Annotated in this window: 13 protein-coding genes; 4 read left to right on the top strand and 9 right to left on the bottom strand. The window is 74.9% G+C overall.

Features of this window, described 5'->3' with window-relative positions:
- Positions 1–3: 3 nt before the first annotated feature.
- Positions 4–651, bottom strand: a complete 648-nt coding sequence (locus tag AC3ERT_RS05370; protein WP_435172931.1) for a hypothetical protein — start codon at positions 649–651, stop codon at positions 4–6.
- Positions 652–956: 305 nt separating this feature from the next.
- Here AC3ERT_RS05370 and AC3ERT_RS05365 point away from each other — a divergent pair, with 305 nt between their 5' ends.
- Complete coding sequence (locus AC3ERT_RS05365; RefSeq protein ID WP_435172929.1) at positions 957–1,625, top strand: hypothetical protein; 669 nt, start codon at positions 957–959, stop codon at positions 1,623–1,625.
- Positions 1,613–2,704 (top strand): hypothetical protein, encoded by a 1,092-nt coding sequence (locus AC3ERT_RS05360; protein ID WP_435172927.1) that lies wholly within the window; start codon positions 1,613–1,615, stop codon positions 2,702–2,704. The genes AC3ERT_RS05365 and AC3ERT_RS05360 overlap by 13 nt, the downstream gene beginning before the upstream one ends.
- Before the next feature lie 78 nt (positions 2,705–2,782).
- Here AC3ERT_RS05360 and moeZ read toward each other — a convergent pair whose 3' ends face one another.
- The 8 genes from moeZ to AC3ERT_RS05320 all read right to left on the bottom strand — a co-directional run bounded on the left by moeZ (position 2,783) and on the right by AC3ERT_RS05320 (position 12,465).
- Entirely contained in the window at positions 2,783–3,961 is a 1,179-nt protein-coding gene (moeZ, locus tag AC3ERT_RS05355) for an adenylyltransferase/sulfurtransferase MoeZ (RefSeq protein ID WP_335977407.1), read from the bottom strand.
- A gap of 135 nt (positions 3,962–4,096) precedes the next feature.
- The gene (locus AC3ERT_RS05350; RefSeq protein WP_435172925.1) at positions 4,097–4,945 is read right to left on the bottom strand and encodes a spherulation-specific family 4 protein; all 849 of its coding nucleotides are present in this window, start codon (positions 4,943–4,945) and stop codon (positions 4,097–4,099) included.
- Entirely contained in the window at positions 4,933–5,835 is a 903-nt protein-coding gene (locus tag AC3ERT_RS05345) for an NAD-dependent epimerase/dehydratase family protein (protein ID WP_335977412.1), read from the bottom strand. The genes AC3ERT_RS05350 and AC3ERT_RS05345 overlap by 13 nt, the downstream gene beginning before the upstream one ends.
- Positions 5,832–6,080: a hypothetical protein gene (locus AC3ERT_RS05340; protein ID WP_435172923.1), complete on the bottom strand. Its 249-nt coding sequence runs from the start codon at positions 6,078–6,080 to the stop codon at positions 5,832–5,834. Before AC3ERT_RS05340 ends, AC3ERT_RS05345 begins: the two co-directional genes overlap by 4 nt.
- Positions 6,081–6,110: 30 nt before the next feature.
- Positions 6,111–7,010 carry a hypothetical protein gene (locus tag AC3ERT_RS05335; protein WP_435172921.1) on the bottom strand — a complete coding sequence of 300 codons (900 nt, stop codon included), beginning with the start codon at positions 7,008–7,010 and terminating at the stop codon, positions 6,111–6,113.
- Between the two features lie 761 nt (positions 7,011–7,771).
- Entirely contained in the window at positions 7,772–9,445 is a 1,674-nt protein-coding gene (locus AC3ERT_RS05330; protein WP_435125882.1) for a DUF3492 domain-containing protein, read from the bottom strand.
- Positions 9,446–9,718: 273 nt separating this feature from the next.
- Positions 9,719–11,383, bottom strand: a complete 1,665-nt coding sequence (locus tag AC3ERT_RS05325; protein ID WP_435172919.1) for a DUF3152 domain-containing protein — start codon at positions 11,381–11,383, stop codon at positions 9,719–9,721.
- A gap of 8 nt (positions 11,384–11,391) precedes the next feature.
- Positions 11,392–12,465, bottom strand: coding sequence for an alpha/beta fold hydrolase (locus AC3ERT_RS05320; protein WP_435125877.1), 1,074 nt, complete (start codon positions 12,463–12,465; stop codon positions 11,392–11,394).
- Positions 12,466–12,710: 245 nt separating this feature from the next.
- Between AC3ERT_RS05320 and AC3ERT_RS05315 the strand changes: the two genes are divergently transcribed.
- Both AC3ERT_RS05315 and AC3ERT_RS05310 read left to right on the top strand, forming a co-directional pair.
- Positions 12,711–13,049: a hypothetical protein gene (locus AC3ERT_RS05315; RefSeq protein WP_435172917.1), complete on the top strand. Its 339-nt coding sequence runs from the start codon at positions 12,711–12,713 to the stop codon at positions 13,047–13,049.
- A 178-nt stretch (positions 13,050–13,227) separates the two neighbouring features.
- A complete protein-coding gene (locus AC3ERT_RS05310; RefSeq protein WP_335977429.1) occupies positions 13,228–13,881 on the top strand; it encodes a TetR/AcrR family transcriptional regulator in 654 nt (217 codons plus the stop codon).
- The last annotated feature ends 40 nt before the right edge of the window (positions 13,882–13,921 follow it).

Below are 13,921 nucleotides of genomic sequence, written 5' to 3'. Positions count from 1 at the left end.
GGCCTACGCGTCCTCGATGTCCGAGATCTGCTTCGTCGCCAGATCGGACCGGACCTTCAGGTAGGTGTAGCCGGGGTGGCTCGGGTTGCCCCAGCTCAGGCGGACGGTGCTGAACGCGTGCCCGGCGTCGGTGCCGTCGGGCGTGACCTGCCAGCCGATCGGGCTGTCCTGGGCGCGCAGCACACCGTCGGCGTGCTGGGCGGCCTCCCAGGCGGCCAGCGTCTTCTGGAAGCCGGTGGTGAGGTAGTGCTCCCGCAGGCCGTTGCGCAGGTCGTCGTTGCGGGCGTCCCACACCACGTCGATGTAGGCGCCGTAGAAGTCCGCGACCCGGTCGGCGGTCGACTGCGGGTCGCCCGAGCGGGCGGCCGAGGTGGCCTTCGGCACGTCGGAGCCGGTGGTGTGGTCGGCACCGGCGACGGGGATCGCGCCGGTGAGGGGGTCCGCGCCGGTGGTGTGGTCGGGGTGCATGACCTGGTCGGCGCCGGTGGTGTGGTCGGTGTGCGTGGCCGAGATCGGTCCGGCCCGGTGCGGGCTGCGGGTGCTGTCCGCCTGGGCGGCGGCCGCGGGCGCGGCGACGGCCAGGCCGAGAACGGCTGCGGCCAGGACAAGGCGGCGGCCGGCAGTGCGGGCGCGGGTGCGCGCGAGGTGCATGGAGGGCGACCTTTCACGAGATGGGAGTGGATAGACCACTGTTGCCCCATAAGCGATCTGACACCCCGTAAGACCGGCTGTGTCCGCGAAGGGTTGTCCTCCTCTTGGGGGGAACACGTGACCACCGCCGCCCCCGGTCGCCCCGCCGTGTGACATGTCCGTGACCGAACGCGCACGTCCCCGCTCTCGTGACCCGCCCCGGAGCTTCGATACGGTGGAGCCCTGGATACGGGGGCCAGCAACGGGTGAACGCAGTGCCGCGAACCGGGGGCTCCGCAGCGACGACCGATCGGGAGCCCTCCACGATGCGCGCACGCACCGCAGCGACCGCCACCGCACTGGCGGCGGCCACCGCCCTCACCCTGACGGCCTGCGGCGGGTCCGGCGGCGGGTCCGACGCCAAGATCTCCTCCCCCGCGACGAGTTCGGCCGCCCCGACCACCACCCCCTCGACCCCGGCGACGCAGAGCAGCGCCCTGAAGATCGACCCGACGCTGGCGCTCCCGGCCGACCTGAAGGCGCAGTTCGAGTGGACCGCGCCGAAGAACGCCGAGGAGGCCGCCGCCCTCTCGGGCGCCGCCAACTTCATCCAGGCCATCGACCACGCCGTGGTGAAGCAGAACAAGAACGACGCCGGCCTGGTCGGATACGCCGCGGACGGCGCGCTGACGTACGCCCAGAACTACGTCCAGCAGAACGTCGACCTGAAGCTGACCATGACGGGCACCGACCGCTACTACAGTCCCGCCTTCACGCTGGGCAGTGGCGGCGGGTCCGTCGAGGTCAAGCTCTGCAACGACCAGTCCAAGCTCTACAGCAAGGAGGTCGCCGGCGGGAAGGTGCACGTCACCGGGGCGAGTGACCGCAACTACGTGTCCTGGGACATCGTGATGGTCAAGCTCCCCACCGCGCAGGCGGTCTGGCAGGCGCACTCGGTCACCGTCAAGGAGAAGGCACTCCAGTGCAAGCAGTGAGCATCGCCGGAGCGGCCCGCCGCGGGCTGGTACTCGCCGCGGTGGTGGTCCTCGCCGCCGCCACGCCCGGCCACGCGTACACCGACACCTCCAAGTCCTCGTCCGACTCCTCACAGACCTCCGGCACCAGCAACGGCGTCGACCTCGCGGCCGGGGCGAAGGCCGTACGCATCACCTATCCGTCCGGGTCGTCGTCCACGCGCACGCACGCGATCGCCTCGGTGGACGTGAACTGGACGCCGCCGGCGTGCTGGATCGGCCCGATCGCCGACCCGGTGACGTTCAAGAAGGACGTCCTGGCCGGGGTGAAGGCCACCGATGTGCCCGGGCAGCCGAGTTACGCCCTCGAGGCGATGGACCAGTACAAGAACCACTATGACACCGGCTACACCTGGGACGGCAGCGGCAAGGGCTACAAGGACTTCAACATCGACCAGCAGGGCAAGGGCATGTTCTGGGGCGCGGTGGAGAACCCCGACGCGCCGAACACCCTCGCGAAGTACGCCTGCAACGGCACGATCCCGTTCTTCGTGCCCAACGGCCAGCGCCCGCCGGCGGGCACGCCGAACGTGATCACCCCCGAGATGCTCTCGAAGCTCGCGTACGCGCACACGCAGGTGCCCGGCGTGACGGTCGAGACCAACCCGGTGGCCACCCAGACGGTCAACCTGCCCACGTGGGTGCGGCTGGAGGAGAAGTACACGCCGGTGAAGGTGCGCGCGTCGGTGGACCTCGGCGGCGGGCAGGAGATCTGGGCGGAGACCACCGCGCGGCCGACGAGCGTGCACATCGACCCGGGCACCTCGGACGCGACGCTCCACCCGGCGTCCGGCGACTGCCCGATCGCGGCGGACGGCACCGTGGGCGCCGACTACGGCGGGGACCCGAAGGCCGACCCGCCCTGCGGGGTGACGTATCTGAGGTCCACCCAGGCGACCGGCCCGTTCGACCTCGACGTCACCGCGACCTGGAGTGTCAGCTGGACCGGCTCCGGCGGCACCGGTGGCGCCCTGCCCGACGGCCGTGTCCAGCAGCCGAAGCAGGTCACCGTCCAGGAGATCCAGTCCGTCAACCGCTGAGACGCGAGGTAAGGGGCGGCACTCTGGAGTGCCGCCCCTTACCTCGGTCCGCTACCGCAGTGCGCCTACGGGTTCCGGCTAGTAGACCGGCTTCTCCGGCTCGATCGTGTTGACCCAGCCGATGACCCCGCCGCCGACGTGGACGGCGTCGGAGAAGCCCGCGGACTTCAGGACGGCCAGCACCTCGGCGCTGCGCACCCCGGTCTTGCAGTGCAGCACGATCCGCTTGTCCTGCGGGAGGTGTTCGAGCGCCGAACCCATCAGGAACTCGTTCTTCGGGATGAGCTTCGCGCCGGGGATCGACACGATCTCGAACTCGTTCGGCTCGCGGACATCGATGATCTCGATGTTCTCGCCGTCGTCGATCCACTCCTTGAGCTGCTTGGGAGTGATCGTGGAGCCGGCCGCGGCCTCCTGGGCCTCCTCGGAGACGACGCCGCAGAACGCCTCGTAGTCGATCAGTTCGGTGACGGTGGGGTGGTCACCGCACACCGCGCAGTCCGGGTCCTTGCGGACCTTGACCGTGCGGTACGTCATCTCCAGGGCGTCGTAGATCATCAGCCGGCCGACCAGCGGCTCGCCGATGCCGGCCAGCAGCTTGATCGCCTCGTTGACCTGGATGGAGCCGATCGAGGCGCACAGCACGCCGAGGACGCCGCCCTCGGCGCAGGAGGGCACCATGCCCGGCGGCGGGGGCTCCGGGTACAGGCAGCGGTAGCAGGGGCCGTACTCGGACCAGAAGACCGACGCCTGACCGTCGAAGCGGTAGATCGAGCCCCAGATGTACGGCTTGTTGAGCAGCACACAGGCGTCGTTGACCAGGTAGCGGGTGGCGAAGTTGTCCGTGCCGTCGACGATCAGGTCGTACTGCGCGAAGATCTCCATCACGTTCTCGGCTTCGAGCCGCTCTTCGTGCAGGACCACGTTCACGTACGGGTTGATGCCCTTGACGGAGTCGCGGGCGGACTCGGCCTTGGAGCGGCCGATGTCGGCCTGGCTGTGGATGATCTGACGTTGCAGGTTCGACTCGTCGACCTCGTCGAACTCGACGATGCCCAGCGTGCCGACGCCCGCGGCCGCCAGGTACATCAGCGCGGGCGAGCCGAGGCCGCCGGCCCCGACGCACAGCACCTTCGCGTTCTTCAGCCGCTTCTGCCCGTCCATCCCGACATCCGGGATGATCAGGTGGCGCGAATACCTGCGGACCTCGTCAACGGTGAGTTCGGTGGCCGGCTCGACCAGGGGTGGCAGCGACACAGGGACCTCAGCAATACGGTTGGTAGGTCTTCGGACAGTAGGTACGGGCGGCCGCCCGCACGTCCTGGCCCTGTAACACTGCCACGCCCCGCTTCATTCCACGTCACCTGGTCCGAGGGCCGAGACGGAAACCGGTCACATGCTGGGCGGCGGCTCCTCGCGGACCCTGCGGACCGCCTCCGTCCAGTAGCCGGGCAGGCCCGCCCACGGGTCGGCGCCGTCCCGGTCGGTGCGGTCGGTCACGTACACGGTGGCCGCGCCCTGCCAGCGGGCGACCCGCAGCGCGGCATCCAGGTGCGTGGCCGGCAGCCCGTGCACCAGGTGCGCGAAGAGCCGCGGCGGGTACGACGCGGTCCACTCCGGCACCTCCGACCAGCGGTAACGGGTCCACGGCCCGGCGAAGACCACCAGCTGGTCGGCGAACTCGGCGTAGCCGGGGTACGGGTGCGCGCCCGGCGCGAGCACCACCCGGCCGCCGCCGGGCAGCAGCGCGCGCAGGGTCGCGACGGTCCGGCGGCACTGCGCCGCCTCGGCGCGGAGCGTGGGCGCCCGGTCCACGTAGAAGCCGTCCACCCGGTACCAGTCCAGGTAGCGGGCGGCGTCGGCGGCCAGTTCGCCGTACGGCCGGGTGCCGTGCACCGCGTCCAGCCGTCCGAGGAGTGGGACGCCGTTCTCACGGACGCGGGTGAGCGCCTCGGTGTAGAGGGCGTCCGCCCGGCTGCCGGGCCCGGACGACACGTCGAACGCGGCCCAGTCGACGGGCGCGCCCGGCCGGGCCAGTTCGGCCCACTCCGCGGGCGCGACCAGCGGGTGCGCGAAGAGCGGCACCCCGAAGCCGGTCCTGACCGCCTCCGCCCCGCGCCCACCGCCCGCCGCCCGGTCCTGGACGGGGTCCGAAACGGGGTCCGGACGGGTGGGCGGCTCGCTTTGCGGCATGCCGCGCGGGTGGGTGTCGCCGCGCGGGAAGGGGTTCAGACGCGGCATGCCGCCTCCATCCACACATCGGCGAGCGACTCCTCCAGCCCGATCCGCGGCCGCCAGCCGAGCCGGTCGCGGGCGGTGCGCACGTCGGCCTGCTGCCAGGCGCCGCACCCGTCCGGGTAGGGCGCGGCGTGCGGCGGGTCCTCCAGCTCGCGCAGCGACCCGTCGTAGCCGGCGACATGGGCGAGCGCCGCGGCCATGTCCCGCATCCGCACCGCACGCCCGCTGCCGATGTTCACCACGCCCTGCGCGGCCGACAGCGAGGCGGCGTGCACCGCGCGGGCCACGTCGCGCACGTCCACGAAGTCGCGCTGCGCGCTCAGCCCGCCGAGCTTCAGCTCGCTCTCGCCGTTCTGCATCGCCCGCCGCAGCGCCTCCGCGACCCGGCCCAGCGGCGCCCCGGTCGGCGTGCCCGGCCCGACCGGGGTGAACACCCGCAGCACCACCGCGTCCAGGCCCGAGCCGAGCACCAGCTCCGTCGCGGCGAGCTTGCTCACCCCGTACGGGCCGCCGGGCCGCGGCACCGCGTCCTCCCCGGTGGACGACCCGGCCGGCGAGGGGCCGTACTCCGAACCGCAGCCGACCTGCACCAGCCGGGCCGCGACCGAGCTGCGGCGCAGCGCCTCGCAGACGGTCGCCACGGCGACGATGTTCTGCCGGGTCAGGTCGCGGGCGTTGCCCCGGGTGGAGCCGGCGCAGTTGACCACCACCCCCGGGTGGACCGCGTCCACGAACCGGGCCAGCACCCCGGGCGCGCCCGAGGAGAGGTCGAACCGCACGTCCGCGTCGTCGCTGCGGCCCAGCGCGGTCAACTGGCAGGCGGGGTCGGCCAGCAGGCGTTCGGCGACGTGGCGGCCGATGAAGCCGTCGGCGCCCAGGAGCAGGACCCTCATCGCACACCCCGCCCGGTCCGGTGCCGCAGGACCGTACGGCCGGCCGCGGCGGGCGGCGCGAACCGCTCCGCCGGGGCGAGCGCTTCCGGTGCCGGTGCCGCTTCCGGTGCCGACGGTACGGGGATCGCGAACGGCCCGACGGGTACGGCCGTACCGGTCGGCGGTGCGGCCGGCGGGCGGCCGTACGCGTACGGGTGGCCGGACGCGTCCGGCGAGGTCGGGACGGGTGGGCGGTGCGTGCTCACGAGGGTTCTCCTGATCGGTGGTACGAGAGGTCAGGTGCGGTGGGCCGAGGCGCGCGGGACGCGGTGGAGGCAGTGCGCGGCCAGGGCCAGGGCGGCGGCGCCGCAGGCGGCGGCTTCGGCGGTGCCCGCGGCCACCGGCAGCAGGGCGGCCAGCAGGGCCTGCGCGGCCACGGCGGCGGCGAGTCCCGCGGTCGCCGCCCGCGGTGCGCCGTGCACCGAGAGCAGCCGCGCCGCGAACAGCAGCGCTCCGACGGCCGAGCCGCGCAGCGAGCCGAGGAGGGCGAGCAGGACGAGCAGGGTCGCCGCGTATCCGGCGAGGGCGGCCAGCAGCCGCGGGCGGACCGCGTCGGCGAAGTCGGCGAGGCTGTGGCTCGGGGCGAGTTGGGCCCGGGCGCTCGCCGCGAACCACCGGGCGAGGGCGGCCGCCGGGAGCAGGGTCAGGGCGAGCACCGCGAGGGTGCCGGTGCCGACCGGGTCCGGGCCGCAGCGGGCCAGGGCGAGCAGGGCGAGGGCGCACAGTGCGGCGGGGACGCGGGCCGCGGCTCTTCCGGTCGTTCTCAGCGGGCCGCGGTGCAGGGCGGGCCATGCGGTGGCGGCCAGCACCGCCACCGCGACCGGGGCCGGGGCGTGCAGGGCCGCGGCCACGGAGCAGGCTGCGCCTGGCAGCAGGTGCAGGGCGAGGTCGCGGGGGCGGGGGTGGGGGTGGGGGCGGGCCCGGCCGCGGGGGTGCTCGGGGCGCGGGGCCGGGGCCGGGGCGGCGACACGCGCCGTCTTGCGGGGGACCCGGGCGAACAGTTCCTCTGCGAGGCCGAACACGTCGCGGTGGCGCAGCCGTCGCGCGTCGACGTCCGTGACGCCTCGGGCTTCCAGGCCCGCGGCCACCTCCCACATGTCGGCTGCGCCCGCGATCATCGCGTGGTGGTGGTGCATCACGCCTCGTACCGGGTCAGCGGGGCCCCTGCGGGGGGCGGTGCGGGGGGCGCCGGCGCCGTTGTGGGGTGCGGTCGGCGCTGCGGCTCCCGCCGGGGGATGGCTGGGCGCGCAGTTCCCCGCGCCCCCATTCCGCTCGGCCAACGGCTCCACCTCCCCCGGCGAACCTCCACCGCGCGGCCCGGCCACCACCGCCTCAACGACACCACCGCCGTTGCGGGATACGGTCGGCGCTGCGGCTCCCGCCGGGGGATGGCTGGGCGCGCAGTTCCCCGCGCCCCCATTCCGCTCGGCCAACGGCTCCACCTCCCCCGGCAAACCGCCACCGCCGTTGCGGGATACGGCCGCCGCCGCCACACCCGCCAGGGGACGGCTGGGCGCGCAGTTCCCCGCGCCCCCATTCCGCTCGGCCAACGGCTCCACCTCCCCCGGCGAACCTCCACCGCGCGGCCCAGCCACCACCGCCTCAACGACACCACCGCCGTTGCGGGTTACGGCCGGCGCCGCCACACCCGCCGGGGGACGGCTGGGCGCGCAGTTCCCCGCGCCCCCATTCCGCTCGGCCAACGGCTCCACCTCCCCCCGCAAGCCGCCACCGCCGTTGCGGGGTGCGGCCGGCGGCGCCGCACCCGCCGGGGGGCGGCTGGGCGGGTAGGTCCCCGCGCTCCCGTTCTGCTCGGGTGTTGGGGGGGTGGGGTGGTAAATCGATTCGCCTGGGGGGTGCAGAAGCGATTCGTCTTGGGGTGGCATGGGGGCGGCTCCTAGCGGCACGGGGTGAGGGCTTCCGCGGGGGCGACGAAGGGGCGGGGGGCGCCGGTGGCGTCGTGGAGGGGTTCGCGGGGGACGGGGTGGCGGGCGAGGACGGAGAGGTAGGCGTCGCGGAAGGCGTGCACGCAGGTGGTGACGGTGAAGAGGGCGAGCGCGCGCTCGCGGGCGGCGGCGCCGAGGCGGGAGGCGCGTTCGGGCCCGCGCAGGAGTTGGAGGGTGGCGTCGGCGAGGGCGCGGGGGTTGCGCGGGGGGACGATCAGCCCGGTGCCGCCGATGACCTCGCGGACGGCACCGACGTCGGTGGAGACCGTCGGGCGCCCGCAGAACATGGCCTCGACCAAGTTGAGCGGGAACCCTTCGGCGCTGCTGCTGAGCAGGACCACGTCGCCCGCCGCGTAGGCGTCCGCGGGTTCGGGCGCGCCGGGGGACCCGATCTCCTCGAAGGTGACCGGGCTCTCGCCGACGGCGTGCGGGTGGGCGGCCTCGTCGGGGAAGAGCTGGGCGGCCAGGCCCCGGCAGTACCCGAGGTAGCCGGCGCTCCGCTCGTCGGTGACGGGCGCGTGGAAGACCCGCAGCCGGGTCTGCGGCTCCTCGGCGCGTATCGCGTGGAAGGCGTGGAGCAGGGCGATCAGGTCCTTGGCGGGGTCGGCGCGCCCGACCCAGGCGAGCGTGGGTTCGGCGGGCGCCGCGGGCTGCCGCCGGGTCTCCTCCTCGGAGGCGGCGCCGGCTCGGGCGAACCGTCCGGCGTCGATGCCCGGGTGGACGGTGCGGACGCGGTCGGCGGGGGCGCCGCACCGCTCCTGCCAGCGCCGGACGTGGGTCGAGCCGGGCGTGACGAGCGCGGCCTGCCGGTAGGACTCGCCGGCCAGCAGGCGGTGGTAGTCGCCGAGCAGGACCCGCACCGCCGGGGTCAGCCCGGCCGCGCGATGTGCGAGCAGCGCCTCCCGCACCCGCACGGTGTACTCGGTGACGATCAGCGGGGTGCCGCAGAAGCGTTTGGCCAGCAGCCCGGGCAGTGTGGCCGGGCCGCCCGAGACGGCGTGGCAGACGTCGGCGGCGCCCAGCTCGTCGGGGCCGTACCAGGGCAGTGACAGCGGGCGCAGCTGGTGTTCCAGCAGCGCGGCCACGGCGAGGAGTTCGGTGACGCCGATGTCGCCGAGCAGGGGCCGTACGCCGGGTGCGTGGCAGGCGGCCTCCAGCGCGGTGAGCGCGTCCTCGCCGCGCAGCAGCTCGGGCAGTCCGCCGTGTTCCGCGGCGAGTTCGGCGAGGCCGTAGAGCCCCGCGGCGAACCGTCCCGCGCGGTCGGCGGGGTCGGTGCGGGGCGCTGCGGGCGCCGGCCGGCGCCGGTCGGGGGTCTCCGCGGCGCCCGCGAGCGCCGCGGCCAGGTCGCCGAAGTGCCAGCGGAAGGCGGCCCGCCGGGCCTTCCGTGCGGCCCGGCCGCCGCCGCGTGCGGCGGACGGCGGCTCGCCCCACAGCCGTTCGGCCCGCACCCGCCGGACCGGCGGGGGCAGCTCCACCCGTCCGCCGGCCTCGGTCCGCGGCGACCGGCTGAGCGCGTACACGTCGAACTCGTGGTGCGCGAGGCCGCGGACCAGGCGGTCGCACCACGCACCCCCTTCACCTCGCGCATACGGGTAGCCACCCTCGGTGAGTAGTGCGATGCGCACGCGTGCGCCCCCTCTCGGCATACCGGTTCCACGGTCGCTGCCGGGGCGGGGCGCTGTGCGTTGGTGCGGCGGCGGTGCCCGCCCGGCGCGAAGCACGCTATGCCGGGACAACGGTGCTTCGGCGGACGGTTGTCCGTGGTGCCACCAAAAGGGGTGAAGGGGCGTAACTTCCTTGCGCGGCTGCCGTTTACGCGGCTCGGGCGCCTACGTGGCTCCGGGCACCGCCGGTCGCGCCGCCGGTCGCAGCGGCGGCCGAGGGGCGGTGCGGCCGCGTCAGGGGAACGGCCAGGGGTTGGGGACGCAGGTCGGTCCGCCGTCGAGGGACAGGAACTTGGTCTGCTGCATCATCACCGGGGCGGGCGCGCCCTCGCGCGGACAGCCGGCGTGGCCGTGGCCGAGGCGGTGGCCGACCTCGTGGTTGACCAGCATCTGGCGGTAGGCGAGCATCCGGTCCGGGCCGTAGGTGGCGGCGCCCTGCGCCCAGCGGTAGGCGTTGATCATGGTGCGCGGGGTGGACGCGGAGTCGCAGGAAACGTTGTCGACGGTGGTGTCCAGCCCGGACTTGGCGCACCACTTCGCGGTGGTGCCGGGGCTGGCCAGGGTGACCACGATGTCGGCCGGCCCCGAGGAGACCCGCTCGAAGGTCATCGTGCCGCCGTGGCCCCAGCTGCGCGGGTCGTTCAGGGTGGCGAAGACGGCGTCGGAGAAGAGCCGGGGGTCCAGGTCGAGGCCCTTCTCCACGTCGACCCGGAAGCGCATCACCTTGCCCTTGCCGGGGGCGGCCTGGTGGCCCGGCACGGTGCTGAAGGCGCCGGACAGGCTCAGGTGCGGGTCGAGCGGGTACTGCCGGGCCATCTGCTCGTCGTACGAGGCGGTGCCGGTCGCGGCGGTGCTCGCCGTGGGGGCGCTCGGCGCGGCGGAGGTGTCCTCCGCGGCGGGGCCGGACGCGCCGTCCGGGGTGGTGTCGTCCTCGGGCCGGTGGTGGCCGCGGTGGAACTGGGTGCCGGCCAGCACCGCGAGGGCGGCCAGCGCGGTCATGGCGGCGACGCCCGTGGTGAGGGTGCGGGCCCTGCGGCGGCCGGGGGCGCCGGGCGCGGACCGGTCGGCGCCGTCCGCCGCGCCCTTCCCCGTGCTCCCGCCGCCGTCGTCGTCGGTTCCGGCGCCGGGTTCGGGCGAGGGGGCCGGCACCGGGCGCGGCGCGGGCGCGTCGAAGGCATCCAGGAACTCCTGCCGGGGCCGCGACATCACGCGCCCGGCCTGGCCGTGCCGCCCGCCGTGCGCGGCGGGCGAGTCGAACGCGGCCGCGGTGTCGTACGGCGCCCAGTCCGCGGCCCACTCCTCGACCGGGTCGTAGGGCAGGTCGCGGCGGCCGGGGCGGTCCGCCGGCCAGGCGCCGGGGGCGCCCCACGCGCCGTGTTCGGGGTGTTCGGGGTGTTCGGGGCGGAAGCGGGCGGGGCCGGGCGGGCCGTCGTCGAGCCGGTCCAACGGGTCGGGCCGGCCGGGGCCGCCCCACCGGTCCACGCCGTCCCGGCCGTACGGGGGTCGCGGCGGTTCGTCGACGCCGTAGGGGCTCACCGGGCTGAGCGGGCTCGCCGGGTCCTCAGCGGCCGGCGGGTCGAGGCGGTCCAAGCGGTCCGAGCGGTCCAGGCGGTCCACCGGGCTCAGCGGCGCGAAGTAGTCGCTGTCGTCGGCGGGGCCGCGGCGGCGCCGGCCCGTACCGGGCGCGGCGGGCGGGATCGGGCCGCCGCTGACGAAGCCGCCGGCGCCGGATATGCCCGGGGCCGCCCGGTCCGTCCCGTCCTGGCCCGCGCGGCGGCGCCCCAGCTCCCGGTCGCCCCAGGGGTCGTCGTCCCACCCGGCCGGGCCGTCCGGTCCGCCGCCCCACTGGCTCGGGCTGTCCCGGTCGTCCTGGCCGTCTGTCGCGCTGTGCTTCCCCACGCCCTCGATCAGCTCCTGGTCGCCGCGTCGGTGCCCGTATCCGTGCTCGTGCCCGTACTCCTGCTCGCGCCCGGGTGCGTGCCGCTGTCCGCCGGGCCGCCGGACCCCGCCGGCCCGGCGTGCTCGCGCTCGCGCGCGGCGACGTCGGCCAGCAGGTCGCGGAAGGCCCGGTCGACCAGCTCCGGGTACTCCATCATCGCCACATGCCCGCTGCCGGGGATGACAAGCGTCCGGCGGTCCCGGAAGGCGCCGGCCGCACGGCGGGCGGACTTGGCGGAGACCAGCTTGTCGCGCCCGCCGTGCACCAGCAAGGTCGGGGCGAGGACCCGCTCGGCCTGGCGCCACAGGGCGTGCTGGCCGCCGAGGGTGTAGGCGTCCACCAGTCCGCGCACGGAGCGGACCATCACGTCCCGGAAGTACGGCAGCCGCATCCGGCGCTCGTACTCGGCGGCGGCCGCCTCGACGGCCTGCGGGTCCACCGCGTCCGGGTCGCCGTAGCAGAGCGACAGCAGGGCGTGGGTGCGGCGCTGCGGGGACCAGTCGCGGGTCAGCCGGGTGTAGAGCTGGATCACCCCGGGTGCCCCGGCGAACACGGTGGGCCACGCGGTGAGCTGCGGCGGGACCTCCGGGAGCGCGGGCGAGATCAGGGTGAGGGTGCGCACCAGGTCCGGGCGGGCCGCGGCGACCTTGACGGCGACCGAGCCGCCCAGCGAGTTGCCGAACAGGTGGACCGGGCCGCGGCCCTCCGCGTCCAGCAGCCGGATCACGGCTCTGGCCTGCCCCGGGATCGTGTAGTCGGCGTTGTCCGGCGGCGGAGAATGGCCGAATCCGGGCAGGTCCGGGGCTTCCGGAGCCACGATGTCGGAGATCCGGGCCATCAGGGCGGACCAGTTCTGCGAGGAGCCGCCGAGGCCGTGCACGCACAGCGCGGGCTCCGGTCCGCCGTCGGACCGCGACCGGACCACCAGGCTCAGCCCGGGCAGCCCCACGGTCCGCACCGTCTCGCCGGCCGCCAGCGGCGGCCCCTCCGGTGGTACGGCCGCCGGTGCAACGGCCGCGCGGGGAAGATCGGTCGAGGGCATACGGCAATATTACGAGAGGATCACGCCAACGCCCCTGGGTTCGCGGCGAGAAGCGGCCCGACGGCGGGCAGGAGGAGCCGAAAGCCGCCATCCCGGGTGTCCGCGGTGCGCCCCCGGTGCGCCCGCGGTACGGCCGCCGCCCGGGCCGCGCTGCGGGCTGCCGCCCGGGGCCGCCCTGCGCATGCGCGCGGCAGCTCCTACGCTCGAAGGTGGCGGTTCTGCGCGTTTCTGCACGAGGAGGGGCCATGTCCGACCGGACCGGAAGCAACGACACCCACGCCACCGACGCCACCAACCGCGCCCATGGCGCCGACGGCGGGCCGGCCGAGGTGGACGAACGGGACGAGGTCGGCGTGATCGACGAGGCGGAGGCCGCGGAGACCTCCCGCGAGGACGCCGACCGCGACCCCTCGCTCGACCTGGAGGCGCCCGAGGCGGACACCGCCGAGCAGCGCGCCGACCTGGTCGAACCGGACGACGACCAGGTCACCGTGCGGCCCGCGGACCAGGCGGCCGAGGCAGACCCGGTGGACGCCGCGGAGCAGCGCCGTGCGGTCACCCGTGACGAGGACGACTACCGCTGACCGGGTCCGTGGGCGCCCGGGACCCCCGGTGCGCCAGGGAATGCCGCCCGTGAGGTTTCGCCCGCAGGTCCCAGGAAGTGAGAATGTCCGTCCGCGCGGCGCACAGGGTCGTTACTGAAAAGTACGATGGCCAGTGCGGTGCTCATTCGTACCTTCACCACCAGAACTGGGAGGCGGCGTGACAGCCATCGAGCAGACTCAGGCGGCACGGCCGCGTGGCACGCGCCTGCCCCGCAGGGCCCGGCGCGAACAACTGCTGGGCGCGGCCCAGGAGGTGTTCGTCGCGCAGGGCTACCACTCCGCGGCCATGGACGACATCGCCGAGCGGGCCGGGGTCAGCAAGCCGGTGCTCTACCAGCACTTCCCCGGGAAGCTGGAGCTCTACCTCGCGCTGCTGGACCAGCACTGCGAGTCGCTGCTCCAGTCGGTGCGCACGGCGCTGGCGTCCACCACGGACAACAAGAAGCGCGTCGAGGCCACGATGGACGCGTACTTCGCCTACGTCGAGGGCGAGGGCGGCGCGTTCCGGCTGGTCTTCGAGTCCGACCTGACGAACGAGCCCGCGGTGCGGGAGCGGGTGGACAAGGTCGCGCTGGAGTGCGCCGAGGCGATCAGCGAGGTCATCACCGAGGACACCGGGCTGCCGGCCGAGCAGTCCATGCTGCTCGCGGTGGGCCTGGGCGGCGTCTCGCAGGTGGTGGCGCGCTACTGGCTGGCCAGCGGCAGCGAGGTGCCGCGGGACACCGCGGTGCAGCTGCTCACGTCGCTGGCCTGGCGCGGTATCGCCGGGTTCCCGCTGCACGGCGCCGAGGGCGACCACCGGCCCGAGTAGCGCGGGCTGTTCGCTCACGGCGTTTGCGGCCTGCCCGTGC

The sequence above is a fragment of the Actinacidiphila sp. bgisy145 genome (assembly GCF_057708125.1).
Note: the sequence above shows the minus strand (reverse complement) of the source record. Positions and strands in the feature narration are given on the sequence as shown.

Bases quoted from the DNA above. Each gene is read 5' to 3' on its own strand.
- AC3ERT_RS05345 (WP_335977412.1), bottom strand. From the start codon at position 5,835: ATGAGGGTCCTGCTCCTGGGCGCCGACGGCTTCATCGGCCGCCACGTC.
- AC3ERT_RS05320 (WP_435125877.1), bottom strand. From the start codon at position 12,465: ATGCCCTCGACCGATCTTCCCCGCGCGGCCGTTGCACCGGCGGCCGTA.
- AC3ERT_RS05315 (WP_435172917.1), top strand. From the start codon at position 12,711: ATGTCCGACCGGACCGGAAGCAACGACACCCACGCCACCGACGCCACC.
- AC3ERT_RS05350 (WP_435172925.1), bottom strand. From the start codon at position 4,945: ATGCCGCGTCTGAACCCCTTCCCGCGCGGCGACACCCACCCGCGCGGC.
- AC3ERT_RS05335 (WP_435172921.1), bottom strand. From the start codon at position 7,010: ATGCACCACCACCACGCGATGATCGCGGGCGCAGCCGACATGTGGGAG.
- AC3ERT_RS05370 (WP_435172931.1), bottom strand. From the start codon at position 651: ATGCACCTCGCGCGCACCCGCGCCCGCACTGCCGGCCGCCGCCTTGTC.
- AC3ERT_RS05365 (WP_435172929.1), top strand. From the start codon at position 957: ATGCGCGCACGCACCGCAGCGACCGCCACCGCACTGGCGGCGGCCACC.